This window comes from Streptosporangium sp. NPDC002721 (assembly GCF_042888905.1).
Lineage (GTDB): Bacteria > Actinomycetota > Actinomycetes > Streptosporangiales > Streptosporangiaceae > Streptosporangium.
In genome coordinates this window covers 174047-199665 of the sequence record NZ_JBIAQI010000016.1, presented here as the reverse complement: position 1 = coordinate 199665, position 25619 = coordinate 174047, and the positions used below count along the sequence as shown (strand labels likewise).

Annotated in this window: 25 protein-coding genes; 9 read left to right on the top strand and 16 right to left on the bottom strand. The window is 71.2% G+C overall.

All coding sequences use genetic code 11. The annotated features are described in order from the left end of the window. Nucleotides 1–233: 233 nt before the first annotated feature. Both ACFYWM_RS24065 and ACFYWM_RS24060 read left to right on the top strand, forming a co-directional pair. Nucleotides 234–1109, top strand: coding sequence for an alpha/beta hydrolase family protein (locus ACFYWM_RS24065; protein WP_389917680.1), 876 nt, complete (start codon nucleotides 234–236; stop codon nucleotides 1107–1109). Between the two features lie 136 nt (nucleotides 1110–1245). After that, nucleotides 1246–2658 carry a carboxylesterase/lipase family protein gene (locus ACFYWM_RS24060; protein ID WP_389917679.1) on the top strand — a complete coding sequence of 471 codons (1413 nt, stop codon included), beginning with the start codon at nucleotides 1246–1248 and terminating at the stop codon, nucleotides 2656–2658. Nucleotides 2659–2695: 37 nt separating this feature from the next. Here ACFYWM_RS24060 and ACFYWM_RS24055 read toward each other — a convergent pair whose 3' ends face one another. Beyond that, nucleotides 2696–3808: a PucR family transcriptional regulator gene (locus tag ACFYWM_RS24055; protein ID WP_389917678.1), complete on the bottom strand. Its 1113-nt coding sequence runs from the start codon at nucleotides 3806–3808 to the stop codon at nucleotides 2696–2698. 229 nt (nucleotides 3809–4037) lie between these two features. Here ACFYWM_RS24055 and ACFYWM_RS24050 point away from each other — a divergent pair, with 229 nt between their 5' ends. Next, on the top strand, nucleotides 4038–4169 hold the full coding sequence (locus tag ACFYWM_RS24050; RefSeq protein ID WP_389917677.1) for a bacteriocin: 132 nt from the start codon (nucleotides 4038–4040) through the stop codon (nucleotides 4167–4169). Nucleotides 4170–4243: 74 nt separating this feature from the next. Here ACFYWM_RS24050 and ACFYWM_RS24045 read toward each other — a convergent pair whose 3' ends face one another. After that, the gene (locus tag ACFYWM_RS24045) at nucleotides 4244–4540 is read right to left on the bottom strand and encodes a hypothetical protein (protein ID WP_389917676.1); all 297 of its coding nucleotides are present in this window, start codon (nucleotides 4538–4540) and stop codon (nucleotides 4244–4246) included. A gap of 657 nt (nucleotides 4541–5197) precedes the next feature. On the opposite strand from ACFYWM_RS24045, the gene ACFYWM_RS24040 reads away from it, so the two are divergent. Then, the gene (locus tag ACFYWM_RS24040; RefSeq protein WP_389917675.1) at nucleotides 5198–7183 is read left to right on the top strand and encodes a glycosyl hydrolase family 28-related protein; all 1986 of its coding nucleotides are present in this window, start codon (nucleotides 5198–5200) and stop codon (nucleotides 7181–7183) included. A 218-nt stretch (nucleotides 7184–7401) separates the two neighbouring features. Here ACFYWM_RS24040 and ACFYWM_RS24035 read toward each other — a convergent pair whose 3' ends face one another. The 3 genes from ACFYWM_RS24035 to ACFYWM_RS24025 form a co-directional block, all read right to left on the bottom strand. Beyond that, a complete protein-coding gene (locus ACFYWM_RS24035; RefSeq protein WP_389917674.1) occupies nucleotides 7402–8163 on the bottom strand; it encodes an ABC transporter permease in 762 nt (253 codons plus the stop codon). Between the two features lie 145 nt (nucleotides 8164–8308). After that, nucleotides 8309–9316, bottom strand: coding sequence for an ATP-binding cassette domain-containing protein (locus tag ACFYWM_RS24030; protein WP_389917673.1), 1008 nt, complete (start codon nucleotides 9314–9316; stop codon nucleotides 8309–8311). Nucleotides 9317–9694: 378 nt separating this feature from the next. Beyond that, a complete protein-coding gene (locus ACFYWM_RS24025) occupies nucleotides 9695–10150 on the bottom strand; it encodes a DoxX family protein (protein ID WP_389917672.1) in 456 nt (151 codons plus the stop codon). A gap of 108 nt (nucleotides 10151–10258) precedes the next feature. Here ACFYWM_RS24025 and ACFYWM_RS24020 point away from each other — a divergent pair, with 108 nt between their 5' ends. Continuing rightward, nucleotides 10259–11095 carry an SMP-30/gluconolactonase/LRE family protein gene (locus ACFYWM_RS24020; RefSeq protein ID WP_389917671.1) on the top strand — a complete coding sequence of 279 codons (837 nt, stop codon included), beginning with the start codon at nucleotides 10259–10261 and terminating at the stop codon, nucleotides 11093–11095. Nucleotides 11096–11234: 139 nt separating this feature from the next. Here ACFYWM_RS24020 and dgoD read toward each other — a convergent pair whose 3' ends face one another. Genes dgoD through ACFYWM_RS23975 form a run of 9 tightly spaced genes read right to left on the bottom strand, consistent with a single transcriptional unit; the run spans nucleotide 11235 to nucleotide 21052 of the window. Then, the gene (gene dgoD, locus ACFYWM_RS24015) at nucleotides 11235–12380 is read right to left on the bottom strand and encodes a galactonate dehydratase (RefSeq protein WP_389917670.1); all 1146 of its coding nucleotides are present in this window, start codon (nucleotides 12378–12380) and stop codon (nucleotides 11235–11237) included. Nucleotides 12381–12413: 33 nt separating this feature from the next. Further along, on the bottom strand, nucleotides 12414–13172 hold the full coding sequence (locus ACFYWM_RS24010) for an SDR family NAD(P)-dependent oxidoreductase (RefSeq protein WP_389917669.1): 759 nt from the start codon (nucleotides 13170–13172) through the stop codon (nucleotides 12414–12416). Then, nucleotides 13169–14428 (bottom strand): cellulase-like family protein, encoded by a 1260-nt coding sequence (locus ACFYWM_RS24005; RefSeq protein WP_389917668.1) that lies wholly within the window; start codon nucleotides 14426–14428, stop codon nucleotides 13169–13171. Before ACFYWM_RS24005 ends, ACFYWM_RS24010 begins: the two co-directional genes overlap by 4 nt. Nucleotides 14429–14437: 9 nt before the next feature. After that, nucleotides 14438–15286, bottom strand: coding sequence for a carbohydrate ABC transporter permease (locus ACFYWM_RS24000; protein ID WP_389917667.1), 849 nt, complete (start codon nucleotides 15284–15286; stop codon nucleotides 14438–14440). After that, nucleotides 15283–16212: a carbohydrate ABC transporter permease gene (locus ACFYWM_RS23995; RefSeq protein WP_389917666.1), complete on the bottom strand. Its 930-nt coding sequence runs from the start codon at nucleotides 16210–16212 to the stop codon at nucleotides 15283–15285. The genes ACFYWM_RS24000 and ACFYWM_RS23995 overlap by 4 nt, the downstream gene beginning before the upstream one ends. Further along, nucleotides 16209–17423 carry an ABC transporter substrate-binding protein gene (locus ACFYWM_RS23990; RefSeq protein ID WP_389917665.1) on the bottom strand — a complete coding sequence of 405 codons (1215 nt, stop codon included), beginning with the start codon at nucleotides 17421–17423 and terminating at the stop codon, nucleotides 16209–16211. Before ACFYWM_RS23990 ends, ACFYWM_RS23995 begins: the two co-directional genes overlap by 4 nt. Then, complete coding sequence (locus ACFYWM_RS23985; protein ID WP_389917664.1) at nucleotides 17420–18142, bottom strand: sugar kinase; 723 nt, start codon at nucleotides 18140–18142, stop codon at nucleotides 17420–17422. The genes ACFYWM_RS23990 and ACFYWM_RS23985 overlap by 4 nt, the downstream gene beginning before the upstream one ends. Then, nucleotides 18135–18764: a bifunctional 4-hydroxy-2-oxoglutarate aldolase/2-dehydro-3-deoxy-phosphogluconate aldolase gene (locus ACFYWM_RS23980; protein WP_389917663.1), complete on the bottom strand. Its 630-nt coding sequence runs from the start codon at nucleotides 18762–18764 to the stop codon at nucleotides 18135–18137. The genes ACFYWM_RS23985 and ACFYWM_RS23980 overlap by 8 nt, the downstream gene beginning before the upstream one ends. After that, nucleotides 18764–21052: a beta-galactosidase gene (locus ACFYWM_RS23975; protein ID WP_389917725.1), complete on the bottom strand. Its 2289-nt coding sequence runs from the start codon at nucleotides 21050–21052 to the stop codon at nucleotides 18764–18766. Before ACFYWM_RS23975 ends, ACFYWM_RS23980 begins: the two co-directional genes overlap by 1 nt. Before the next feature lie 201 nt (nucleotides 21053–21253). On the opposite strand from ACFYWM_RS23975, the gene ACFYWM_RS23970 reads away from it, so the two are divergent. The 3 genes from ACFYWM_RS23970 (at nucleotide 21254) to ACFYWM_RS23960 (ending at nucleotide 22732) form a co-directional block, all read left to right on the top strand. Then, nucleotides 21254–21979, top strand: coding sequence for a FadR/GntR family transcriptional regulator (locus ACFYWM_RS23970; protein ID WP_389917662.1), 726 nt, complete (start codon nucleotides 21254–21256; stop codon nucleotides 21977–21979). Between the two features lie 374 nt (nucleotides 21980–22353). Beyond that, the gene (locus ACFYWM_RS23965) at nucleotides 22354–22491 is read left to right on the top strand and encodes a hypothetical protein (RefSeq protein ID WP_389917661.1); all 138 of its coding nucleotides are present in this window, start codon (nucleotides 22354–22356) and stop codon (nucleotides 22489–22491) included. Continuing rightward, a complete protein-coding gene (locus ACFYWM_RS23960) occupies nucleotides 22451–22732 on the top strand; it encodes a tyrosine-type recombinase/integrase (protein WP_389917660.1) in 282 nt (93 codons plus the stop codon). The genes ACFYWM_RS23965 and ACFYWM_RS23960 overlap by 41 nt, the downstream gene beginning before the upstream one ends. Before the next feature lie 135 nt (nucleotides 22733–22867). Here ACFYWM_RS23960 and ACFYWM_RS23955 read toward each other — a convergent pair whose 3' ends face one another. Beyond that, nucleotides 22868–23689: an SDR family NAD(P)-dependent oxidoreductase gene (locus ACFYWM_RS23955; RefSeq protein WP_389917659.1), complete on the bottom strand. Its 822-nt coding sequence runs from the start codon at nucleotides 23687–23689 to the stop codon at nucleotides 22868–22870. A gap of 86 nt (nucleotides 23690–23775) precedes the next feature. On the opposite strand from ACFYWM_RS23955, the gene ACFYWM_RS23950 reads away from it, so the two are divergent. Beyond that, nucleotides 23776–24201 (top strand): MarR family winged helix-turn-helix transcriptional regulator, encoded by a 426-nt coding sequence (locus ACFYWM_RS23950; protein WP_389917658.1) that lies wholly within the window; start codon nucleotides 23776–23778, stop codon nucleotides 24199–24201. A 197-nt stretch (nucleotides 24202–24398) separates the two neighbouring features. On the opposite strand, the gene fxlM is transcribed toward ACFYWM_RS23950, so the two are convergent. Beyond that, nucleotides 24399–25571, bottom strand: a complete 1173-nt coding sequence (fxlM, locus tag ACFYWM_RS23945; RefSeq protein ID WP_389917657.1) for a methyltransferase, FxLD system — start codon at nucleotides 25569–25571, stop codon at nucleotides 24399–24401. Nucleotides 25572–25619: the final 48 nt, after the last annotated feature.

Sequence of the window (25619 nt, the reverse complement as noted above, 5' to 3'; positions counted from 1 at the left end):
ACGCGAGCGTTTCGCCGTACGCGAGTAGTTCGCCGTATGTGAGCGTTTCGCCGTGCGTGAGCGGGGGCGTTCCTCGCTCGTTCCCGTGGTGGTCGGAACATCACACAAACTCCGGCGTCGGTGATTGCCGCGATTGCGGAGAGACGGCCGACGGTTCCTCCTTCAGGATGTGCGATCAAACAAGGTGTGAGCCGGACGAAACCTCCGGTTCACCGTGGCGTCAGGAGTTCGCCGTGCTGTGGAGAAAACTGCTCGTCCCGCTGACCTCGATCGCCCTCGTCCTGTCCGCCCCGGCCGGTGTGAACGCCGCCTCGGCGTCCACCGCCACGACGGGCGCCACTACGGGCGCCGCGTCGGCCGCCGCCGACTTCGGTGCCTCCGGCCCCTACGCCACCGCCGTGGAGGTCGGGGCGGTGACCACCCTGTACTACCCGCGCGACATCGCCCAGAGCGGCCGCCGCCATCCGGTGATCGTGTGGGGCAACGGCACCTTCGCCTTCCCGGTCGTCTACCGGGACCTGCTGCTGCACTGGGCCAGCCACGGCTTCGTCGTCGCCGCAGCCAACACCCCGCAGTCCAACCTCGGCATCTCCATGCGCGCCGGCATCGACCTGCTCACCCGCAGGAACGCCGACTCCAGCAGCATCTTCCACAACCGCGTCGACCTGGAGCGCATCGGCGCGTCGGGCCACTCCCAGGGGGGCGCGGCCGCCATCGTCGTCGGCGCGGACCCGCGCGTGGACACCATCCTGCCCATCCAGCCCGGACCGCTGGCCAACATCAACGCCGTACGCGGCCCGGCGCTCCTGCTGGCCGGCCAGCGCGACAGCATCGTCTTCCCCGCGCTGGTGAGGGCCTTCTACAACGCCGCGGGCCACATCCCGGCCATCTACGGGGAACTGCGCGGGGCCGACCACTTCACCGTGGTGGGCGGGGCCGGGCCGTTCGCCGCGCCGACGACCGCCTGGTTCCGCCTGCACCTCATGGGGGACCAGACGGCTCGCGGCCAGTTCTTCGGTGCCGGTTGCGGCATCTGCACCGACACCCGTACCTGGTCCGACGTCCGCCGCAACGCCCTGGCCACCCAGATCCCCGCCACCGCCCCCTGACCCGGCCCGGGAGATCGCGTCCACAGTGACCCAAGGTGACCCAAGGTGACCCGTGGCGTCCCGATCCCCGTAGCGCCCGCCCCTGGCCCCGCCACGGTCAAGGGCGGCCCGCCGTTCCCCCCTTGAAAGGACCGAGATGGACATCATCGCGACCACCCGGCACGGCAAGGTCCGGGGCCGCGTCCAGGACGGGGTCGCGACCTTCCTCGGCGTCCCCTACGCCGCCCCGCCCTTCGGCGCCCACCGCTTCCGCGCCCCGGCCCCCGTCGAGCCCTGGGAGGGGGTGCGCGACGCGCTGGAGTACGGGCCGACCGCTCCCAAGAGGCCCTACCGGCCGCCTCTCGACCGGCTCATCCCCGATCCGGACATCCCCGGCGACGAGTGTCTCAACCTCAACGTCTGGACCCCGGCCTCCGGTGCGGAGGGGCTGCCGGTGATGGTCTGGATCCACGGGGGCTCGATGCGCAACGGCTCGGCGAGCCTGCCGCTCTACGACGGGAGGGCGTTCGCCCGCGACGGCGTGGTCCTCGTCTCGATCAACTACCGGCTCGGGGTCGAGGGGTTCGGCGTCTTCCCCGACGCGCCGGACAACCGCGGCCTGCTCGACCAGATCGCGGCCCTGACCTGGGTCAGGGAGAACATCGCCTCCTTCGGCGGGGACCCGGGCAACGTCACCGTGTGCGGGGAGTCCGCCGGAGCCATCGGCATCGCGGCCCTGATGACCAGCCCCCGCGCGGCCGGCCTGTTCCGCCGGGCCGTCCTGCAGAGCGGCCCGCCGCACACGGTGTCGCGCGGCGAGGGGGCGAAGATCGTGAGATCGATGGCGAAGGCGCTGCGGGTACCGGCCACGGCCGAGGCGTTCGCGGCGGTGGAGCGCGAGCGGCTGCTGGACGCGCAGGCCACGGTGGTCGGCAGGTCCGACCCCATCGGCGGCGGGCCGGGTTTCCACATCGTGGTCGACGGCGACGTGGTGCCCGCCGACCCGCCACCCCCCGAGGCCGATCTGCTGCTGGGCTGCAACCGGGAGGAGTACCGGTTGTGGTTCGTACCGACCGGGACGGTGGACCGGATCAGCGCTCTCACTCTGCGGCTCGCACTGCTGAGGTTCCGGATCCCGGGGCGGGTGGCGCGGCTGTACCGGGCCACCCGGCCGGGGGCCACGCCCGGGGAGATCCTCGGCGAGATGGCGACCGACCTGCTGCTGCGCGGGCCCCTCAACCGGCTGGCCGACTCGCGGCCGTCCCGGACGTTCGTCTACGAGTTCGCCTGGCGTTCGCCCGTAATGGGGCTCGGCGCGTGCCACGCGCTGGAGATCGGATTCGTCTTCGACACCCTGCGCGCCGGCGAGGAACTGACCGGGCCCGGCGCCCCCCAGCCGCTGGCCGACGCCATGCACCGTGCCTGGGTGGCCTTCGCCACCTCCGGAGACCCTGGCTGGCCCGCCTGGGACGCGCGCCGGCCCGTCATGGTCTTCGATTATCCCGGCACGGGTACGGTCCTCGCGCCACGGGAGGAGGAACTGCGCGTGTGGCTCCAGAGATCCAGGTGAAACAGGTGAGACAGGCGAGCCAGGTGAGGCAAACGAGTCAGGTGAGATCCCTGGAGATGAGCGCCGCCTGCAGCAGGCGCGCCTCGGCGGGGACCGCGAGGTCCAGCCCGGTCAGCGCGCGCACCCGGTGCAACCGGTAATCCAGGGTGTTGCGGTGGATGCACAGCTCCAGCGCGGTCCGGCGGCGGTTGTACCCGTGGTCGACGAACACGCGCAACGTCTCCAGCAGGTACGGGTGCTCCTTCAGCGGGTCGAGCTTGGCCGCCAGCCGGACCAGCCCGTCACCCGGGCGCGCGAGCTGATACTCCAGCAGCACGTCGTCCAGGCGGTAGAACCCGGGCGGACGGCCGAGCCGCTGGACGAGCTCCAGCACGCGGCCCGCCTCCTCCGCCGCCGACGGGACGGCCGCCGGTCCGGCGGCCACGGCGGCGGCGGCGAGAACGGGCTGCCCCACTTCCTCCGTGAGCCTGGCCACCAGGCCCGGCAGGTCGGATCCGCCGGGCAGCAGCGCGATCCCGGCGACGTGGTCCATCAGCACCGGGATGCCCGTGTGCGCGTCGAGCGAGGACTGCACCAACCTGGCCGGCGGGTTCGACGCGAACGCGAACGCCACCACCTCGTGCTCGCCGGTCACCACGACCCGCGCCGCCTCCGCCGCCTCCTCGTACGGCCGGCCGGTCAGCAGCGCGGTCAGCAGGGTCCGCCGTATCCGCTTGGCCTCGCTGTGGATGTCCTCCTGGGCGTGCAGGTGGGCGAGCACGACGGCGGGCATGGCCGCGTGCAGGCAGGAGAGCAGGCTCGCGCCCGCTCCGGCCAGTTCCTCGGGCTTCGCGCTCTCGGTCAGCGCCTGCCACCACACCTCGGCGCCGATCAGGTAGGCGGCGATCGCGGCCTCCAGGGGTACGTGCTCCTCGGCCCGGCGCGCCGACCACTCGATGAGCCGGGTCAGGTCACCCGGGCCCATCGCGCCGTCGTCACGCAGTGCCCGCAGCAGCAGGCCGTGCACCGCCGCGATCGACCGGGTCACCTCGCCGTCGAGTGTCCGGCGCGGCAGCGCCCCGTAGAACGGCACCTCCGCCGAGCAGCGCGCGACCACGGCCGCGATGTGGTCACCGGCCCGCGAGGCCATCCGGGCGTGTAGATCGGACACCGGCGAATCGTCACATCGCCCAAACCCCGCCGTCAATCACCGCTCCGTACGCCGAACCGGCCGATGGAGAAGCCACGGGAGAAACCGCCGGACAAGCCGCCGGACAAGCCGCTGGACAAGCCACTGGGCGAGCCACTGGGCGAGCCACCAACAGTGGATCACAAGAGCTTCACAAGTGACCCCTGCGACCTTGGGTGAGCACGATTCAACCGGAAAGGAACCAGCTGAAATGAAGGACTTCGACCTGAACGCCCACCAGCTCGACGACAGCGAGCTCGCCGCCGTCACCGGTGGTATGCCCCCGAACTACGACTGGATGAACTACGACTGGCGTGACGCCGTCATCTCGGCTCTGCCGTAACCACCGGTGGCCGTGGGGGGTCGCTCGCACGGGCGCCCCCCACACCTCGGAAGGACCGTGCCGGGAGCGGGGAGTCAGACGCACCGCATGGCACTGACCAGCTCCGGGCTCTGGAACAGCAGCTGCTCGCAGAAATGCTCGCCCGCGTAGGGGCCCGACGAGACGACGATCGTCACCGGGCTCTCCTGCCCGCCGCCCGTGCAGCCGGTCGCCAGGACGTGGAAGCCGAGCATCGCCGAGACCTGGAAGCGGGTCCCGTCCGCGCAGACGTAGTGGCTGTCCGCCTGAGCCGTGACCGGCACGAGCAGCGGCAGGACGAGGGCCGTGAGAAGCACGGCAAGGCGGACGGCGGTCGTGCGGGGGTAGGTCATAGGAACCCTTTCATGATGGTTTGGGGGCGCGCCACGACGGCCTACCCAGAGTGATCGTTCGACAACCCGATGTGTCCGTTGGTGGACAGCGTCAAAATGTGCCGGTCGTGAAGTCGCCGACCGCCACCTTCCCCCTCGCGTCCCCTCGCGTCCCCTCGCGTCCCCTCGCGTCCCCTCGCGCCGGAGGCCGCGTCCCCCGCCTCGCGCGACTCCGTGCGGTTCGGGACGGTGAATGCCCCGCGCGACCCCGGACGGTGAGTACTCCCGTGCGGCTCGGGACGGAGGTCCGGGTCCGGCGCGATTCGGGGCCGAGTCAGGGCCCGTGATCCTTGACGACCCTCGGGGGCGTGCTTCACTTCGTATCGCGGCAGGTCGTGCATTGCGAAACACCGCAATGACCCATGACAGGCGCTGCAAGAATCTACGAGGTATCCGAAGCAACAGAGCAAGATTACGAAACTATTTCGCAGGAGCCTTGTGGAACGAGGCATCGGAGTCCTACTGTCACCTCACCCTCGTGGCGTTCGCTCCGCCCCGAGCGCCTTCAGGTGTTCACCCCCCGAGAGAAACGAGCATCCGATGTCACGGAGCATCACAGGAGCTGTGTCGAGACGGACCGGCAGGCCACCGCGAAGGGCATCGGCGGGGATCGCGGCGGTGATCGCGCTCTCCGTCGGCCTCGGCGTCGTGCCCGGCGCCCCGGCTCTCGCGGGCACGGGCGGGACGGCGGCTCCCGTGGTGACGCGCGCCGCCCTCGACCCGTCGCTCGTCGCGGGCCGGGGCGCCAGTGTCGCCTTCGCCGAGCAGGAGGCGGAGAACGCCGTGACGAACGGCACGGCCATCGGCCCGGACCGCGCCGCGTACACGCTGGCGGGAGAGGCGTCGGGCCGCAGGGCGGTCAGGCTCACGCCGGGGCAGCACGTCGAGTTCACGCTGCCGAAGACGGCCAACGCGATCACCGTGCGCTACAGCATCCCGGACGCCCCCAACGGCGGCGGCATCACCGCGCCGCTGAACGTCACGGTGAACGGCGGGGGCAAGAAGGTGCTGACCCTCACCTCGCAGTACTCGTGGCTGTACAACCAGTATCCGTTCACGAACGACCCGAACGCCGACCTGCTGCACCCCGACTGGTGGATCACCGAGTGCGCCTGCGTGCCCAACGCCACGACGCCCGCCCCGACGATCACCAAGCCGTTCCGTCCCACCCACTTCTACGACGAGCAGCGTCTCCTGCTCGGCAAGACGTACCGCGCGGGTGACAAGGTGCGGCTCACGGTCCCGGCCGGGAGCAACGCGGCCTGGACGGTCATCGACCTGCTCGACTCCGAGCTCGTCGGCGCGCCGCACGTCAGGCTCGTCGCGGCGAACGTGCTGGCCTTCGGCGCAGACCCGCTCGGCAGGCGCGACTCCGCCGACGCGATCGACAGGGCGATCGCCTTCGCCAAGCGCAACCGCCTCAAGGTCTACATCCCGCCGGGCGTCTACCAGGTGAACCGCCACATCATCGTCGACAACGTGACGATCGAGGGCGCCGGCAACTGGTACACGATCATCAAGGGCAAGGAGGTCGCCCTCCCGTCCCCGGCCCCCGACGGCTCGGTGCACACCGGCGTCGGCTTCTACGGCAAGGACGCGGCGGACGGCGGCAGCAGGAACGTGCACCTGTCCGGCTTCGCGATCGAGGGTGACGTCCGCGAGCGCATCGACACCGACCAGGTGAACGGCATCGGCGGGGCGCTGAGCGACTCGACCGTCGACGGCCTCTACATCCACCGCACCAAGGTGGGCATGTGGTTCGACGGGCCGATGAAGAACCTGAAGATCACGAACAACATCATCGTCGACCAGATCGCCGACGCCCTCAACTTCCACGGCGGCGTCACCGACTCGGTCGTGTCGAACAACTTCACCCGCAACACCGGTGACGACGGTCTCGCCCTGTGGTCGGAGAAGATCGCCAACGCCCGCAACACGTTCGACCGCAACACCGTGCAGACGCCGACCCTCGCGAACGGCATCGCCGTCTACGGCGGCACGGACAACACGATCTCCAACAACCTCGTCGCCGACCCGATCCGCGAGGGCAGCGGCATCCACGTCGGCTCCCGCTTCGGCGCCGAGGCGTTCGCCGGGCAGTTGTCGATCAAGGACAACACCACGGTCCGGGCCGGAACGTACGAGCTGAACTGGAACATCGGCCTGGGCGCCATCTGGCTCTACGCGCTCGACAAGAACATCGAGGCCGACATCCAGGTGGTCGGGAACCACTTCCTCGACAACACCTACAACGCGATCATGCTGGTCAGCGACTGGGGTGTGAAGGACCTCTACTCGATCACGAACGTCCACTTCAAGGACATCAGGGTCGACGGCACCGGCACCTCCGTGGTCAGCGCCCGGGTGAAGGGGTCCGCCTCCTTCGAGAACGTGGACGCCCGCAACGTCGGCGCGGTCGGCGTCAACAACTGCGGCTCGTTCAACTTCCCGCCCACCGGCTCGGAGTTCTCGCTGACGGACCTCGGCGGCAACGACGGCGGCGGCACCACCGGGGCCTGGCTCGCCCCGTGGATGCTGCCGAACACCATCACCTGTGACGACCGCCCGCCGGTCGTCGCGCCGCCGGCGCCGTCCCCGTGGTGACCTCGGCGGCGAAGCTTCATCTGCGGAGTCGTTGACCTGACCGGCCGGTCGTCCGGGGGAGACCCCGGGCGGCCGGCCGTTCTCCGTACCCCGTCAAGGTTCCCTGTGCCTCGCGGAGGTTCTCTCCGTACCCCACCGGGGCTCGCCGCCGCCACGACGGGCGGCCGGACGCGTCGCGGGACCCTGACCGGACGCGTCGCGGGACCCCGGCCGGAGCGTCAGAAGGCGCGGCGCATCGCCCGGGTGCCGACCGCCAGGCCCGCCGCCGCGACGACGCAGGCGCAGAGCGTCCCGTACAGCACCGACATGTCCGCGAAGCGGCCGGAGAACAGCGCCCGCTCCGCCTCGACGACGTAGGAGACCGGATTCAGCGCGGCGACGGTCTGGAGCCACCCCGGCCCGTAGTCCGTCGGCAGCAGTACGCCCGACAGCAGCATCAGCGGGAACATCACCATCTGGGTGACCCCGTAGAACAGGTCGCCACCCGGGCTGGACGCGATCGCGAGGGCGAAGGAGAGCGCGCCCAGGCCGACCCCGAACACGACCAGCACCGCCAGGCCGGCCAGCACGCCCGTGAGGTGCGGGCGGAAGCCCAGCGGCACCGCGAGGACGATGATCAGCACGGCCTGGGCGAGCAGGATGGCGAACTCCTTCATCGTCCGGCCGACCAGCATCGCCGTGCGGTTCAGCGGGGTGACCAGCATGCGCTCCATCGAACCGCCGATCAGGTCGATCAGCAGGGAGTATCCGGCCATCATCGGGCCGGTCAGGCACATCATGATCAGGATGCCGGGCACGAACCACTGCCACGGCGACTCCTGGCCGTCGAAGCTCCGTGTCCCCCCGAGCAGCGGGCCGAACAGGAACAGGAAGAGCAACGGCTGGCCCATGGTGAAGAGAAGGCCGAGGGGTTCGCGCAGCACGGGGGCGAACTCGCGGGAGAAGACGGTTCCGGTGTCACGGAGGAACTTCACGCTCACGGTGTGACCTTTCCGGCCGCTGAGGGCCGACAGAGAATCGGTCGGGGAGAGAGGGATCGCGGGGGAGGGGATCTCGGAGGAGGGGAAGGGGGAATCTCGGGGAATCTCGGGGGAGGGCGGGAGAGACGGGAGAGAGCGGGGACGGTCAGACACCACCCACGCCGCCCGGGAGCTCACCGGCCTCGCCGATCTCGCCGGTCTCGTCGCCCTCGCGCAGGCTGCGGCCGGTCAGCGCGAGGAACACGTCGTCCAGCGTGGGACGGGTGGTCTCGGCGGTGCCGACCTTCACCCCGGACGACTCCAGCGACCGGAGGTACTCCGGCAGCGCCGCGCCCGCGTGGGGCACCCGCAGCCGCACCGTCGTCCCGTCGACGGTGACCGCGCCGGGACCGGCGATCCGCTCGGCGATCCCGGCGGCCCTCGTCGCCGCGGGCTCGTCGTGGACGGTGATCGTGACGCGGTCGCCGGCCAGGTCGCCCTTCAGCCGCTCGGCCGTCCCGTCGGCGATGATCCGGCCGTGGTCGATGATCACCACCCGCTCGGCCATGCTGTCGGCCTCCTCCAGGTAGTGGGTGGTCAGGAAGAGGGTCGTGCCGTGCAGCTCGCGCAGCCGCAGGATGTGCTCCCAGATGTTGGCGCGGCTCTGCGGGTCGAGTCCGGTCGAGGGCTCGTCCAGGAACAGCAGCTCGGGCCGGTGGATGAGCCCCAGGGCGATGTCGAGGCGGCGGCGCTGGCCGCCCGACAGGGTGCCGGGCTTGCGGGTGGCCAGCGACTCCAGGTCGAGCATGCCGAGGATCTCGTCGGCCCGCCGGTGCGCCTCCGTCCGGCGGAGCCCGTAGCAGCGCGCCTGGGTCACCAGCTCGTCGCGGACGCGGAAGTTCTCGCCCGCGCCGTTCTTCTGGCCCACGTACCCGATCCGGGCGCGGACCCCCGCCGGGTCCGACACGACGTCGCGGCCCGCGACGATCGCGGTTCCCGACGTCGGCGGAAGCAGCGAGGTCAGCATGCGCAGGCTGGTGGACTTCCCGGCGCCATTGGGGCCGAGGAAGGCGACCAGCTGCCCGGCTTCCACATCGATGTCGAGGCCGCGTACGGCGTCGACGCTTCCCTTCTTCATCTTGAATCGCCGGGTCAGCCCTCGGGCATGGATCATCGTCCCCTCCTGGGGTGGGCGTGAGCGGTGGAGGCATGCCGAACAGACCCCTGGCCGGGGAGTTTCGTTGGGTGGCATGCTGAACAAGCCCTTGGTCAGGGGCTCGGTTGGAGATGCCTCATCCTTGACCACGCGATCCGGGTTTGGCAAACGTGAAAGGTGCGTTCATGTTTGGCCTGACCTGCGGAAACGCACCCACACGCGGGATGTCGTACGGCCTCGCCGGACTTCGTTCCCAGCCGGTTCGCACGCGCTGACGTGGGCTTTTCGCGAATCCCGCGAAAGAGACGAAAAAGATGCGGATTTCCGCCGTGAGCCGGCCCGATCCCGGCGAGCCGGGGTCCCGGGCGGCCGGTGGTCGGTTCCCCCGTCCGGTGGTCAGTTCCCCCCGGAACGCGCGGGGACGTGGGCGGGGCCGGGCTCCGGGGAGTCGTCCCGCCGGCGCCGGAGCAGGCTGTCGAGCGCCCAGGGGCCGGGGCCCAGCACGGCGACGAGCAGGAACGACCAGCAGAACATCGCCGACGGCTCGCCACCGTTGCGCAGCGGCAGGAGCTCCTGCGGCAGGTGCACCACGAAGAACGCGTACGCCATCGAGCCGGACGCGAGGATCGCGGCGGGACGGGTGAGGAGCCCGGCCAGCACGAGCCCGCCGCAGAGCACCTGGACGAGCGCGGCCCACCAGCCGGGCCAGGACGCGAAGTCGACGGCCTGGCCGGTGGCGGGGTTGCCGCCGAAGACACCGAACATCGACGCCACGCCGTGGCAGAGGAAGAGGAAGCCCGTCACCATGCGGAAGAGCGAGAGCACCGGCCCGCCGAATCGGTCGATCTTCACCGAGTCCCCCTGTTCTCGCGGTGCGAGGCTTGATCCCCCGGCCAGCCTCGCACCGCCGCGGCCCGTGAACGCGCCCGCACGCGTGTCCTGGCGATCCCCTGTCAAGATTTGACGCCGCCAGGAACACCAGGAACACCCGGAGCGCCCGGAACCCCGGGGCGCCCCGGGCGCTCGAAGCGTGGGGCGGGCTCGCCTCGCCCGCCACCCGGGGGAGAGCGGGACCGCCGCCACGCCGTCGAGCGGACGCGGCTCGACACCGTCGCCGCCGTCATCCGGCCGCGCGCCGGTGGCGGCATGGTGGCCGGTGTGGAGCGCGGCTTCCTCCTGCTGGACGCGGACGGGGCGGTGAAGCGGCGGATCGACGTGCTCGGTCCCGGCGTGCGGATGAACGAGGGCGGCTGCGACCCCCAGGGCCGCTTCTACGCCGGGTCCATGGCCTGGGACGCGGCCCCCGGGCGGGGCGGGCTGTTCCGGCTGGACGCCGACGGCCGGGTGCGCGCCGTCCTCGCGGATGTGACCATCTCCAACGGCCTGGCCTGGAGCCCCGACGGCGGCACGGCGTACTACGTCGACACGCCGACCGGCCGGGTGGACGCCTTCGACCACGACGCGCGGGACGGCCTGTCGAACCGTAGGACCGCCGTCGTCGTCGACCCCGCCCACGGTTCCCCGGACGGCCTGACCGTCGACGCCGAGGGGGGCCTGTGGGTGGCGTTGTGGGGCGGGGGAGCGGTGCACCGGTACACCCCCGGCGGGCGCCTGGACGAGCGGATCGAGGTGCCCGCCGGACAGGTCACCGCCTGCGCGTTCGGCGGCGACGCCCTGGACGAGCTGTACGTCACCACCTCACGGTTCGGGCTCGCCGAACCCGAGCCCGCCGCGGGGGCGCTCTTCCGCGCTCGACCGGGCGTTCGCGGGCTCGCGGTGCTGCCGTTCGCCGGGTGACGCGACGGCTCCCCGCACCGGGCGCTGAACAGCCTCTCGGCGTTCGACACCTGGTAGGGGGGACGGTGAAGGGCGCCGCCGGGGTGGCCGCGCCCCTTCTCACCGTTCCGCGGACGTTCTCACTGTTCCAAGAACGTTCTCACCATTCCGCGAACGAGCCGTCGTGATGGCGCCAGACGGGGTTGCGCCAGCGGTGCCCGCGTTCGGCGGCGTGTTCCACCGCGTCCGAGTCGATCTCGATGCCCAGGCCGGGCAGCGTGCCGCGCTCGGCGTACCCGTTCTCGAAGTGGAAGGGTGTCCGGTCGAGAAGGTAGTCCAGGACGTCGTTGCCCTGGTTGTAGTGGATGCCGACGCTCTGCTCCTGGATCAGGAAGTTCGGCGTCGCGAACGCCAGCTGCAGGCTGGCCGCCAGGGCGATCGGGCCCAGCGGGCAGTGGGGGGCCATCGCCACGTCGTACGCCTCGGCCATCGCGGCGATCCGGCGGACCTCCGAGATCCCGCCGGCGTGGCTGACGTCCGGCTGGGCGACCGCGATGCCGGCGGGCAGCACGTCGCGGAAGTCCCAGCGCGAGTAGAGGCGCTCGCCGGTGGCCAGCGGGATCGCGGTGCCGCGCGCCAGCTCGGCCAGGTTGCCGCTGTGCTCGGGCAGCACCGCCTCCTCGACGAACAACGGCATGAGCGGTTCCAGCAGCGGCAGCAGCCGCCGTGCCATCGCCGTCGACATCCGGCCGTGGAAGTCGACGACCACGTCGTTGTCCTCGCCGATGGCCTCGCGCACGGCGGCGACCCGCTCGACCACCTCGCGGGTGCGGGAGGGGGTGTCGATCGGCGTGAGCTCGGGGCTCCCGTTCATCTTCACGGCGGTGAAGCCCGCGGCGATCTGTGCCCTGGCCAGGTCGGCGACGTCGGCGGGCCGGTCGCCGCCGATCCAGGCGTACATGCGCACGCGGTCGCGGACCGGGCCGCCGAGCAGGGCGTGCACCGGCAGGCCGGCCGCCTTGCCGGCGATGTCCCACAGGGCCTGGTCGATGCCGGCCACCGCGCTCGACAGGACGGGCCCGCCCCGGTAGAAGCCGCCCTTGGTGAGGACCTGCCAGTGGTCCTCGATGCGCAGCGGGTCCTCGCCGATCAGGTAGTCGCTCAGCTCGGAGACGGCGGCGCGCACCGTCTCGGCCCGGCCCTCGACGACCGGCTCGCCCCAGCCGGTGATGCCCTCGTCGGTGCGGATCCGCAGGAAGAGCCAGCGCGGAGGGACGAGAAAAGTGTCCATGGACACGATCTTCATGGGGTTGGGACTTCCGTTTCCGTTCGGAGGGGGTCAGGAGGAGGAGGTGGAGACGCTCCAGCCGCCGTCCACGTTCAGGCAGGCGCCGGTGATGAAGGAGGCCTCGTCCGAGGCGAGGAAGGCGACGGCGGCGGCGACCTCGTCCGGGCGGCCGAAACGGCCGGCAGGGGTCTCCCGTACGGTCGCGGCCCTGCCGTCGGCGCCGATCGCGTCCCAGGCGGCGCTCATGGTCGGACCGGGCACGACGACGTTCACCCGGACGTCGGGGGCGTAGTCGACGGCCAGCTGCCTGGCCAGGGACTGCAGGCCGCCCTTGGCCGCCGCGTACGGGCCGCAGCCGGGGACCCCGGTGTGGGCGTGCACCGAGGAGGTGATGACGATCGCGCCCCGGTTCCCGGCGAGCATCGGGCAGAAGGTGTGCGCGGCCAGGTAGGCGGCCTTCAGCGACACGCCGATCTGCCGGTCCCAGTCCTCCTCGGGCATCTCGTGGAGCGGGCGGGCGTCCACCACCCGCCCGGGGCCGTTGGCGTGCAGCACGTCGAGCCGGCCGAACCGGCGGGCGACCTCGTCGCGGGCCGCCGTCCACGCGGCGGCGGAGCCGACGTCGCCGTGCAGGTAGGCGGCCTCGCCCCCCGAGCCGTTGATCTCCGCGGCGACCTGTTCACCGGCCTCGTCGGCGATGTCCACCAGCAGCACGCGCGCGCCCTGCGCGGCCAGCAGCCGCGCGGTGGCGGCGCCGATCCCCGAGGCCGCGCCCGTCACCAGGGCCGTCTTACCGGAGAAGCGGTTCACGAGCGGGCGCCCGTCAGCAGGCGGGTGCCGGTGACCTGCAGCTCGACGTCCTGCCACATCGGATGGTGGGGGGCGGCGTTGGAGCACACCACGGCGCCCCAGGCCCCGACGCGCACGGCGTGCCCGATCGCCTCCAGGCAGATCGCCCGGCCGACCGGCCCCTCCTCGAAGGTGCCCAGCAGCGGGGTGTAGCCGACGTAGCCCTCACCCAGCACGAGCGGCACCCCCGCGGCCGCCGCGTGGTCGGCGGCGGCGTCGATCCAGATGCGCAGGCGTTCGGCCATGCCGTACCGGTAGAAGGCGTAGCGGTCGTACAGCCACCGGTCGAAGCGTTCGGGGTCGCACCAGTCGTGCAGGTAGATCTCGCGGGCCGGCACGACGGTGGCCGAGGCGCGCCACTCCTGGTCCGGGCCCCACTCCGCGAGCGGCGGGGCGTCGGGGCGCAGCAGCTCGCGGAAGGCGCGCTCCTGCGGGAACGGCCTGCCGGTGTCGCGCAGGGCGAAGGTGTCGATCAGCTCGTCGATCACGCCGTACACGTAGGGGTGGAAGACGGCCACGTCGAGGTTGGCGGGGATGCCGCGCATCTCGCCGACCGGCACCCAGGCGTAGTTGACGGTGACCAGCTCGTCGGGGCGGCGCGCCTTGAAGCGGCCGATCGCCTCCTCGAGGTGGGGCCGCAGTCCCAGCACGGGTGTCTCGCCCGGCTCCAGGGCCTCGGTGAGCCAGGTGGACTGGATCTCGTTGTGCAGCTCCACGAAGGCGACGCGGTCGGCCAGGCCGTGCTCGCCGAGGAAGTCCACCAGATCGGCGAGCGCGTCGGCGAGCGCGTTCGCCCGCCCGGCCGCCGGTACCGCGCGCAGCGCCTCGTACCAGGACGGGTCGTCGAGGAAGGCGGAGCTCTGCTGGTACTCCCACGAGGAGACGATCACGTGGCAGTCGTGCCGGCGCGCGGCCTCGAACAGCGCGAGCAGGTGACGGCGGCCGTCGAGGACGGTGCGGTGGCGCACGTCGTACCAGCGGGTGCGCCGGCCGTACTCGCCGAGGGGGGAGAAGGTGAGCGTCCCGGTGTCCAGGCCGGAGCCGAACAGCAGGTAGGGCATCGCGCAGATCCGCACCGTGTTGTACCCGCGGGCGACGGCCTGGGCGAACGCGGCGTCGAGGTCGGCGAAGGGCTCGCCAGGGCCGGTCCGGGTGTACCAGATGAAGTCCCAGAGGGTGATCGCGAGGCGTTCGGGCAGGTGGGAGGGGATGGGCATGGGTCTCTCCTAAGACTTGACGGCCCCCGCCGTCAGGCCGTCGAGGAGCTGCTTGCGCAGCAGCAGGAACATGATCAGGCTGGGGATCGCGGCGAGCACGGAACCGGCGAGCACCATGTCCACCTGCCGGCTCTCGGCGCCGTACAGGGCCTGGATGCCGAGCGGGAGGGTGTACTGGGCCGGGTCCGACACCACGATGAGCGGCCAGAAGAAGCTGTTGTAGCTGTTGAGGAAGCTCCACACGCCGAGCGCGCCGAGCGCGGGCCGCAGCAGGGGCAGCACGATCCGCAGGAACACCCCGAACTTCGAGGCGCCGTCGAGACGCCCCGACTCCAGGATCGAGTCGGGCACGGACTGCTCGACGTACTGGCGCATCATGAAGATGCCGAACGCGGGCGCGAGCCAGGGCACGATCAGCGAGAAGTAGACGTTGGTGACACCCGCTTTGATCAGCAGCACGAAGAGCGGCACCACGATCACGGCGAACGGCACCGCCATCGAGCTGAACATCACGTCGAACAGGAAGCGCTTGCCCCGGAACCGGTACTTGGCGAACGCGAACCCGGCCAGCGCGCACACGAACACCGAGACCGCCGTGGAGACGACCGCGACGACCGTGCTGGTCAGGAACCAGCCCCAGAAGGGCTGCGTCTCCAGCAGCCGGGTGTAGTTGTCCCAGGTGAACGGGATCGGCAGCGGCTGGGGCGGATAGGAGAAGATGTCGCCGCGAGGCTTGAACGACGACGTCAGCGCCCATAGCAGCGGCAGCGCGAACAGCACCACCAGCATGATCAGGAAGACGTAGACGAGCCCGCGCCCCCCGGAGAGACGCCCCTCGCGGGGACGGCCGCGGTTCATCTTTCCCTCCCCACGCCGAACACCGAGTTGGCCGTACGGCCGACGAGGAAGACGATCACGAACATGACGACGCCCGCCGCGGCGGCGTAGCCGAGCTGCCGGCGGGTGAACGCCTCGCGGTAGATGAACATCGCGACCGACAGCGTCGCCTCACCGGGGCCGCCCTTGGTCAGCAGCATCGGCTCCTCCAGGATCTGGGCGGTGCCCACCATCACGGTCACGGCCACGAACGCGGTGATGGGGCGCAGCATCGGCAGGGTGATGCTGAAGAACGTGCGCGCCCGGCCGGCCCCGTCGATGGAGGCGGCCTCGTAGAACTCGCGCGGGATGTTCTTCAGCCCGGCCAGGAAGAAGATCGTCAGGTAGCCGGTCCAGCGCCACAGGACCAGCAGCATCACGCTGAGCCTGGCCCAGCTCGGTTCCCCGAGCCAGTCGATGCCGCCCCAGCCGAAGAAGCCGCGAAAGGCGGCGTTGAGCAGGCCGTACTCACGGTCGTAGATGAGCGTGAAGACCAGGGCGATGATGATCGGCGACAGCACGACCGGCAGGAAGAACGTGAGCCGGAAGAAGTCGCGGCCACGGAGGTTGCGGGTGTTGAGCGCTTGGGCGATGAGCAGCGACACCGGGACGACGACCCCGACGGAGAAGACGACGTACAGGACCGTGTTGCCGACCGCGACCCTGAAGCTGTCGTCCCCCAGCAGCCGCCGGTAGTTCTCCAGGCCGACCCACGTCGGGGTCCCCAGGCCCGCCCACTCGGTGAGGCTCAGGTAGACGCCGACGCCGATCGGGATCAGCAGGAACAACCCGTACAGCAGATAGAAGGGGAGGATGAAGGCATAGGGCGCGAACCCACCTCTCCGGACGCGGCGTGCGGGCACGACCGCACGCCGCGCCCGGACCTCGCGGACCGCCGTCACCCTCATCCGCCGTTCTTCTTGAAGGCGGCCACGGCCTCCTTGACGGCGTCGGCGGCCTTCCTCTTGCCCTGCAGGGTCTCCAGCACCGGGCCGCCCAGCGCCTCGATCAGCACGCTGAGCTTCTCGCTCTGGTAGAACGTCGGGCTGTCGGCCGCGGCCGGGGTGTAGACGTCGAACAGGCGCTGGCCGAGGTAGGCGTCCTCGGTGGCCAGCAGCTTCCGGTCGTTGTAGAGCGACTTGAGGGTGGGCAGGAAGCCGCCCTTCTCGAAGCGCACCATCTGGCCCTCGGGGGTCAGGTAGGTCTGCCTGAGCAGCTCCAGCGTGGCCGCGGTGCCCGGCTTGTCCTTGAGGACGGCGAAGCCGGTGCCACCCAGGGCCGAGGAGATGTGGCCGCCGCCGGCGAACCCGGGCAGGTTGCGGATCTTCCACTTGCCCTTCTGCTCGGGCACGTTGGCCTGCAGGCCGTAGACGTTGTACCAGTTGGGCATGACCGTCGCGATGAGCTTGTCGTTCTTCAGCGCCGCCGTGTTGGGGGCGCCGTAGGGGTCGGGCAACGCGATCAGGAAGCCGCTGGCGACGCCCTTGGCCATGAACTCCAGGACCTCGACCGCCTCGGGGGAGTCGAGGACGAGCTGCCCGGACCGGTCGAAGTAGCCGCCGCCCCGCTGGAGCAGCAGCTGCAGGTACTGGTTGGTGATCGAGGTGTTGTCACCGGTGGAGACCATGCCCAGGGACTGGCCGGTCTTCTCGTGCAGCCTGGCGCCGATCTCGGCGAACTCCTCCCACGTCGCGACGTCGGTGGGGATCTTGTTCTTCTCGAACTCGTCCTCGCGGTAGCACAGGACGCTCAGGCAGGTGTCGGACTCCAGGGCGTACACCTTCCCGTCGATCGTGTACGGCGCGGTGCGCAGCAGGTCGTCCTTGACGGGCGCGATCAGGTCGTCGAGCGGTGCCAGCAACTGCTCGCCGATGCCGTCGGCCATGACGCGCGGGAAGACGCTGATGACGATGCCGATCATCTCGGGCGTTCCCCGGCCCGCCGCGCCGGTAGAGATCATGCGGGTGACCAGCGCCTCGCTGTCGGCGTTGGTGAACTTCAGCGTGTAGTCGTACCTGCCGCCCGGGGCGTCGGTGAGCTTCTTGGCGTACTCGGTGAAGGTCTTCACGTAACCGGGGTCGTGCGTCCACACGTTCAGCTCGACCTTGCCCGTGCTCACCGGTGCCGAGCCGCTCTCCCCGCCGCAGAGGCGAGCGCGGCCGAGGCGAGCAGGCCGCCACCGACCGCCGCGGTCCGGCGCAGGAACACGCGACGCGATACGTCGGTCATCTGGAACTCCTTCGAGGATGGGGGATTCGCCGGAGGGGCGTGTCGAGCAGCATGCTCGGCCAGGACCGGTCCCGCCTTCCCGGGCGGCCACAACCTCGAGCGGTAGTTCACGTCGAACGACACGGTGACGCCCGCCGCCCTGGCCAGCCCCGCGGCCTCGGCCACCGCCCGGGCGGCCGTTTCGCCGAGCGCCGGCGTGATGCCGGTGACGTGCAGCAGGCGTGCCGAACCCAGCAGCGATCCGGGCAGATCGCCCGGTGCCAGGCGCGATCCCGCCTGGCCGTGGCGGTAGTAGGTCACCGTGGTCCGCCCGGCGACGCGCTGGTGGCGCGTCAGCAGGCCGGTCGGCGCGTCCGGTTCCCGCCCGACGGTGGAGACGTCCACCCCCTCCCCGCGCAACCCGCCGAGGATCATGTCGCCCGCCGGGTCCGTGCCCAGGCGTCCGCACCAGGCGGCGCGATGGCCCAGGCGGCTCATCGCGATCGCGACGGTGGCCTCGGCTCCGGCGAACGACAGCCGCGCGGCAAAACCCGGCCGCAGCGGGCCGACGTCCGCGCCCCGGACGACGGCCATCGCCTCACCCAGGGTGACCAGGTCGAACTCAGTCACGCCGGTACTCCGTCACCTGGCGCACCCGTGCCGCCAGTGCCACCAGGTCGCCGTCGGCGCAGGCGGTGCCCAGCAGCGGCGCCCCCATGGCGACGGCCCGGGCTCCCGCCTCCAGATAGGCGCGGACGTCCTGGAGGCCCACCCCGCCGGTGGGCACCAGCGGGATGTCCGGCAGCGGCGCCCGTACCGCCCGCACGTAGGAGGGGCCGCCCGCCTCGCGCGCCGGGAACACCTTGACCATCGCCGCCCCGGCCCGATGGGCGGAGAGGATCTCCGTGGGCGTCATCGCCCCCGGTAGCACGGGGACCCCCAGCCGCCGTCCCTCGTCGATCACCTCGGGCAGCACCGCCGGGGTGATGAGGTAGGCCGCGCCCGCCTCCACCGCGGCTCGCGCGCCCTCGGCGTCCAGGACGGTGCCCGCCCCCAGGGCCAGCCCCGGCGGCCCGTTCGTGGTGGCCTCGCGGATCGCGCCGAGCGCGCCGGGGGTCGTGAGGGTCAGCTCCACGGCCCGGATCCCCCCGGCGGCCAGCGTGCCGAGCACCGCCGGGACGTGGCGGACGCCGTCCGCGCGGATGATCGCGATGATCGGGCACGCCTCCAGCGCCCGTTCCAGGACGCTCATCAGGCCTCCGCCACGGGGACGACGGTGCGCGTCACCGGTACCAGCCGGGCCGACCTCAGCTCCACCAGCCCCTCGGGGCCGACGTCCCGGCGGACCTCGGGGGAGAAGTAGACGGGCGCGTCCGGCCCCAGCGGCAGCAACCGCAGTTCCAGTCCGTGCTCGACGACCTCGTCGCGGAAGCGGCGCAGGCCGATCTCCCAGACGGGGCCGTACCAGAACTGGTCGGCCACGAGCCGTCCGCCGATGTAGGCGCGGCCGACGTCGCCGGTCCAGTCCAGGCGCAGGAGGAGCTCCTCCTCACCCTCGAACGCGCTCTCCGGCACGGTGACGTGGTGGACGGCCGCGTCGTCGAAGTCCGCGTCCACCGGCGCGGACGCGCGCCCGGTCGCCTCGTCGATCACCGGTGCCCGCGGCGGGCCGGCCTTGGCGACGTGGGTGACCTCGGCCGGGACCGGCGGGCGGGCCCTGCCCGCCTCCAGGGGAACGTCCAGGGGCGGGAAGACCTGGAGGGGAGCCTCACCGTAGACGATCAGCCGGCCGCCGTCGGGCACCACCGGGCTGTCGCACACCACCAGCCGGTCCCGGCCCGCCACCCGCGCGCGGACCGCCGCCAGCGCCGCGTCCTCGTCGAGGACCAGGACGCAAGCGCTGCTGCCGTCCGGCGCGGTGATCCGCAGCAGGCGGTCCAGGCCGGGGACGAGGTCCGACACGAGGACGTCGTCGTCCAGGCGCGTCACCGTCGAGGGACCGTCGACGGAGGTGACCGTCGCCGCGTCCAGTGCCAGCTCGACCGGCAGGCCCGCCGTCCGCGTCAGCACGAGCACCGGCTCCGGTCCGTCCAGGACGCAGACCACCTGCGCGCTGGCCCAGCGCAGCAGGGTGCTCCCCAGGGGCCGGTTCAGCGGCCAGGCGAAGTAGCCGCCGGAGGGGATCGACACCGGCCGCGACGGCACGAGCAGTTCCCGGCCGCCGATCGTGATCGCGAACCGGACGTCGTCGTGCGCGGGCAGCGTCTCGACCGGCTGGTGGTTGTTGACGAACAGGAAACCGGATTCGCCGTCGGAGCGCACCGCCCAGCGCAGCGACGCGCGGTCGGCGGTGTCGGACGGCGCGTCGTCCGGCATGACCAGGCTCATCGTCGCCAGGGCGGCCCCGTCGCCGGCCAGCCACAGGTGCTGCAGGCGCAGGTGCCGGTAGGAGTCGCGGAACTGGCCGTACTCGCCGAGGGGCGCCTGGAAGTCGTAGTTCACCACCGGGCAGTCGTTGGGATAGCCCGTGGCGTGCGACTCCTGCAGCGTCGACAGCTCGCCGATCTTCTGCGAGGCGCCGTGGTAGAGGTAGTAGCCCTGCCAGGAGGAGCCACTGCCCAGCTTCACCAGGGCGAGCGCCGCCAGGTCGCGGGCCGCGACGATCGCGCGCCGGTGGTAGGAGGTGTACATGCCGCCCCCCAGCTCACAGGTGGCGAAGGGGTAGTCGGCCAGGTGCTCCTCCCCGCCGGCCGCCGAAGCGGGCCGGCCCGTGGCTTCTCCGGGAGCGGCGCCCGTCTCGCGAAGGTCGGCGCCGATGGAGTCGTCGTCGCGGCCGGGGCCGAAGAAGTAGTGCGCCCGGCTCTGGGCGGGCCACCCGTCGTGCGCGGTGTCCCACGCCGCCTCCGAGTAGCCGCCGAAGACGGGCAGCACCTCGCCGGGCGGCAGCTGGGCGTGCCCCCAGCCGGTCGCCGTCCACAGGGGGGCGTCGATGCCGCACTCCCCGGCCAGCCGCTTGATCGTCAGGAGATGACCGGGCTGGTCGTACAGCTCGTTCTCCACCTGGACCGCGACGATCGGCCCGCCGCCGGCGCGGGTGAGCCCCCGCAGCTGGGCGCCGATCTGCTCCAGCCAGGGACGGACCAGGGCCAGGTAACGGGGGTCGTCGGTGCGCGGCTCGCAGTCGGCCGCCATCAACCAGTCGGGAAAACCGCCGTACCGGGCCTCACCGTGCCCCCACGGCCCGATGCGCACCACCACGTCGAGCCCCGCCTCCGCGCACAGCTCGACGAACCGGCGTAGGTCGCGGTCGCCGTCCCACAGGTACCGGCCGCGCACCTCCTCGTGGATGTTCCAGAAGACGTACGCGGCGACGACGCCCACCCCGCCGGCCCGCATCTTCAGCAGCTCCTCGCGCCATTCGGCACAGGGGTAGCGGCTGAAGTGATACTCACCCATGATGGGGAACCACGGCACTCCGCCCCTGCTCAGATGGCGTGAGTTCACCGTGAGGGCATCCGGCCGCCCCGGCTCCTCGCCCATCGCCAGATGTCCCGCCCGGGGCTCTTCGAAATGTTCCGGAACACTGAGTCGCAACACCGCCCTCACCGTCTCCCTGTCAGATGTCATGGTCAAACAGTACTACTATAGAGAAAATAAATACTACTATTGATGGTGTTGGGTCAATCGGGGAGGCCGGATGAGGCGCGGGATGCCCTCCAGGGGCATGACATGATTCACCCCATGGAAAGCAGCGTCCGCACGGGAGCTCACGACCGGGTGGTCGTCAGCCTGGGCACGTCCATCGTCGGCGGACAACTGTCACCTGACGACGATCTCGATGTCGCCGCCCTCCAGGAGCAGTTCGGCGTGAGCCGCACCGCCGTCCGCGAGGCGCTCCGCGTCCTGGCCGCCAAGGGCCTGGTCGGCGCACGCCCCAGGCGCGGCACCTTCGTCGCCCCCCGCACCGAGTGGGCGCTCCTGGACGCCGACGTCCTGCGCTGGCGCTTCGCCCACCGGGTCGACGACGCCTTCCTCGACGAGCTCGGCGAGGTCCGCCTCACCGTGGAACCCACCGTGGCCCGTCTGGCCGCCGAGCGGCGTACCGACAGGGACCTCGCCGACCTCGAGGACGCCCTTTCCGCCATGCGCGTCTCCGCGGGCGATCTCGAGCACCAGATCGACTCCGACCTCGCCTTCCACACCGCGCTGCTGCACGCCGCCCACAACGAACTGCTCACCCAGATGTCCGTGGTGATCGAAGTGGGCCTACGGCTGCGTGACCAGTTCGTCCACACGACCCTGACCAGCGAGTCGGCCGACAAGCACGCCGAGGTCCTGCTGGCCGTACGGCGCAGGAAGGCCAGGGCCGCGGAGATGGCGATGCGCGCCCTCATCGAGAAGTCGATCGAGGACGTCGAGATCGCCAAGACGATGCACGCGCCCGAGCAGGAGTCCGCGGCGGGCTGACCGGCCGGCCGGATGCCGGAGGCGTGGCGTGATGCGTGCGTGCGACTTTTCTCGCTACTCGGCCCCGTTTCGGCAGCTGGCCTGGTCTGAGTCGCTCAGGTTTTCAGGAACTTGGCACCGATTTTTCTCCCCAGGTTGGCCCGGGGTGTTGTGGAAGCGTCGATCGGCGCGCTTGTGATTGGTTTTGTCTTGATCGAGGCGCATCGGGTCATCCGTGACATGCCTTGTGGGAGGCTCGCGCGGTGAGCGCCTCGGCCTCCTTCGGCGCCCGCCAGGGCTCTGCCTCAACGGCGGGCGGCTCCGGTGGCCACGATGACCTTGTCGTGGGCGCGGCTCGTCATCGTCCTTCCAGGTGCGGAAGAGGCGCCATCGCCGTGACCCCGGGGAAGCGGGCCAACGGCGCCGCCGGCGAGATCCAGCTGACGCGCACCGCGGGCCACTGGCGCATCGACCGGATCACCGTGAACCGCCGTGGCGGCCGCCTGTCCACCCAGGCGGTCGACCAGTCATGAACGAACTCGCCACCCACGCCGGCGTCCTCGACGAAACAGGCACTCCCGCCCTGTCCGTGCCCACATCCTCCGACACGCCCTGGCCACCGACCTGCTCCGCGCTGGCGTCGACATCGTCGCCGCCGCCGAAATCCTCGGCCACGCCCGGCACGACACCACCCGGCGCTACATCTTGCCCACCCGCGCCGACCTCGAAGACGCCGTCAGCCACCTCCTCACCGCTCAATGGATGCACCGCTGAGCTGGGCGAACCCAAGCGCGTGTACCTGGCGACACGAGTCTTGCCGACATCCCGTACCCCGCGCTCGAAGATCTCTTCAGACCCGATCGGGGCGTCTGAGCGGGTCGCTGGGCGGCGATTGCCAGGTGATCGATCTCAGTGCCGCGCGTTGTCGATGTCGTGGGCGCGGTGCAGGCCCCGTCTCCGGTTCAGGCGCCCGGTCAGCCGGGTGACCGTGGTGCGGGGCAGTGCGCGAGGGGCCCACGTCCCCGCCCTGTTGATCGTACGCCCCGGGTAGGAGTTGACGGCGCCCTTGGCGAAGGCGTCGAAGGTCTTGGCCGCGACGCCTTCGGGCGCGTCGGTGAAGGCCGGGTTCATGGTGGCGGAGGAGTGGTCGAAGAACCCCGTGTCGGTGGCTCCGGGGTGGGCTCCCATGACACGGACTCCCGTGCCGCGAAGTTCCTCGGCGAGCGCCTCGGTGAACGACAGCACGAACGCCTTCGTCGCCGCGTAGCTGGCCTGGTACGGCATCGACTGGAAGGCGGCCGTGGAGGCCACGTTGATGATTCCGCCGTTCCCCCGCTCGGCCATGCGGCCGCCGAGCACGTGGGTCAGGCTCATCAGGGCGGTGATGTTCAGCTCGACCGAATCGACGTTCCGCTGGAGCGAGGTGCTCAGGAACGGGCCGACGGCACCCGCGCCCGCGTTGTTGACCAGCAGATCGACGGTACGGCCCTGCCGGTCCAACTCCGCGATCAGAGCCGTCACCCCGCCGGGGTCGGCGAGGTCGGCCGTCACGGGGGTCACCTGGACCTGGTGTGCCGTGCGGATCTCGTCGGCGACCCGGCGCAGCGCGTCGCCGGAGCGGGCCACGAGCACGAGATGGGCCCCTCGCCGGGCGAGTTCGTGCGCGTAGGCGGCGCCGAGTCCCTTTGACGCGCCGGTGACGAGTGCGGTGACACCGCGGTACCTGTACATGACTGCCCCACCTCATTTGCTTCGAGTCTCGAACCAAAAGCAGGCTAACAGCTTCGAGACTCGAAGCAAACTGCTATCCTCGCGGGATGACGAACCAGGCGCTGGAGCAGGTGGTGCGGGCCAGTCACGAGGTCTTCATGCTGACCAGTGACCGCATCGCCAGGGCACTTGAGGAGCTTCGGGTCACACATGCGACCGCGCAGGCCCTGTGGGCGATCGATCCCGGAGAGCCCGCCCCGTCGATGAGGGTGCTGGCGGGCCGGCTGTTCTGCAACGCGCCCAACCTCAGTTTCGTCGTCACCCAGCTGACCGATCGCGGATACGTCGAGCGCGTGGTGGACCCCGGCGACCGGCGTTCCCGGGTCGTCGTGCTGACCGAGCAGGGCCGGCGGGTACGCGAGCGCGTCATCGGCGTGACGCTCGCCGAAACCCCGTTCGCCGACTGCGACCCGCAGGACCTGCGCCGCCTCGCCGAGATCTTCCAGCGGGTCCTGAGCCGCACCCGCGAATAAGGCCAGAGATAACTCCTCCAGCCCACAGCGATCCGACCGCACTAATCCCGAGTCGCGCAAAGAAAATGACAAAGCACAGCATGTTGGGCAGAAACCGGCGGCCCCTACGCTGTCGATGATTCCGAACCGCCATCTATCGTTCACAGCCGCCACCTACAGCTCACAGGCGCAGCGGCGCGTAAACGGGGGAACGCCGGTCAGAGGTCCTTCCAGGACAGGGCGAGCGTGGTGTGGCGCTTGCGGATGAGCAGCCCGCCGTCGGGCGGGTCGCCCCGGTAGGCGTCGATGCGCAGGCCCGTCGTCATGGGCCGGTCCGCCATGTCCCACGCCTGGATGTGGGCGACCATCTCGCGGGCCAGCCGCATCCTGTCCGGCCCGTGGCCGCGCGCGATCAGGGTCCCGTCGGGGGACGGCTCCAGCAGGCAGAGGTTGTCGCGCTCGACGATGCCGACGGCCATCCTGAACCCCGTCATGTCGAGCGGGGGCGAGGCCAGCCACCCGGGCCGTGCCTCCGAGATCGTGCACCAGCGGGGCTCGTGCACCGCGAGCCACAGGCTCAATCCGTCGAGGAGCTGGGAGAGGCTGGCGCTGATCTCGGTGGACAACTCGACCACCGGCCCGTCGAGCGCCCCCAGCACGTCGCCGATCTCGCCGGCCTCGGGCAGCGAGATCGCCAGGTCGGACTCCCGGTCCAGCACCAGCGTCGTCTCCGGACCGGCGAAGGGGCCGCGCATCCGCATGAACCCGCAGGGCAGCACCGAACGGCTCGTCCAGTGCCCGTTGTCCCGTTCCATCGCCACCGAGCGCTGCACCCCCCGCAGGTCCAGCGGGACGACGAGGCGCCCGCCGGGCGCGAGCTGGTCCAGCCAGGCCGGGGCCAGATCCCACACGCCGACGGTCGCGATCACCCGGTCGTAGGGGGCCTCGGGGGAGAACCCCTCGGCGCCGTCGCCGCACACCAGCCTCACCTCGGGGTGGCCCGCGACCGCCAGATGCTCCCCGGCCGCCGCCACCAGGTCGGGGTCGATGTCGACGCTCACCACCAGCCCCTCCGGCCCCACCAGATGGGCGAGCAGGGCGGCGTTGTAGCCAGTCCCCGTGCCGATCTCCAGCACCCGCTGCCCCGGCTCCACGCCGAGCTGGTCGAGCATCAGAGCCATGATCGCCGGCTGGGAGGACGAGCTGATCGGACGGCCCTCCGCGTCGCGCTTGGTCACGATCGCGTCGTCCTGGTAGACGGTCTTCGCCGAGAGCTCCGGCAGGAACACGTGGCGCGGCACCGCCCGCAACGCGTCGACCACGACCTCGCTGATCCCGCGCGCGCGTACCTGCGCGACCAGCTCTTCCCGTAACGCGTGCCACTCAGTCATCGCCGACCTCCATGCCGTGTGCGTATGTGGTGGCCTGAGCTATATGCC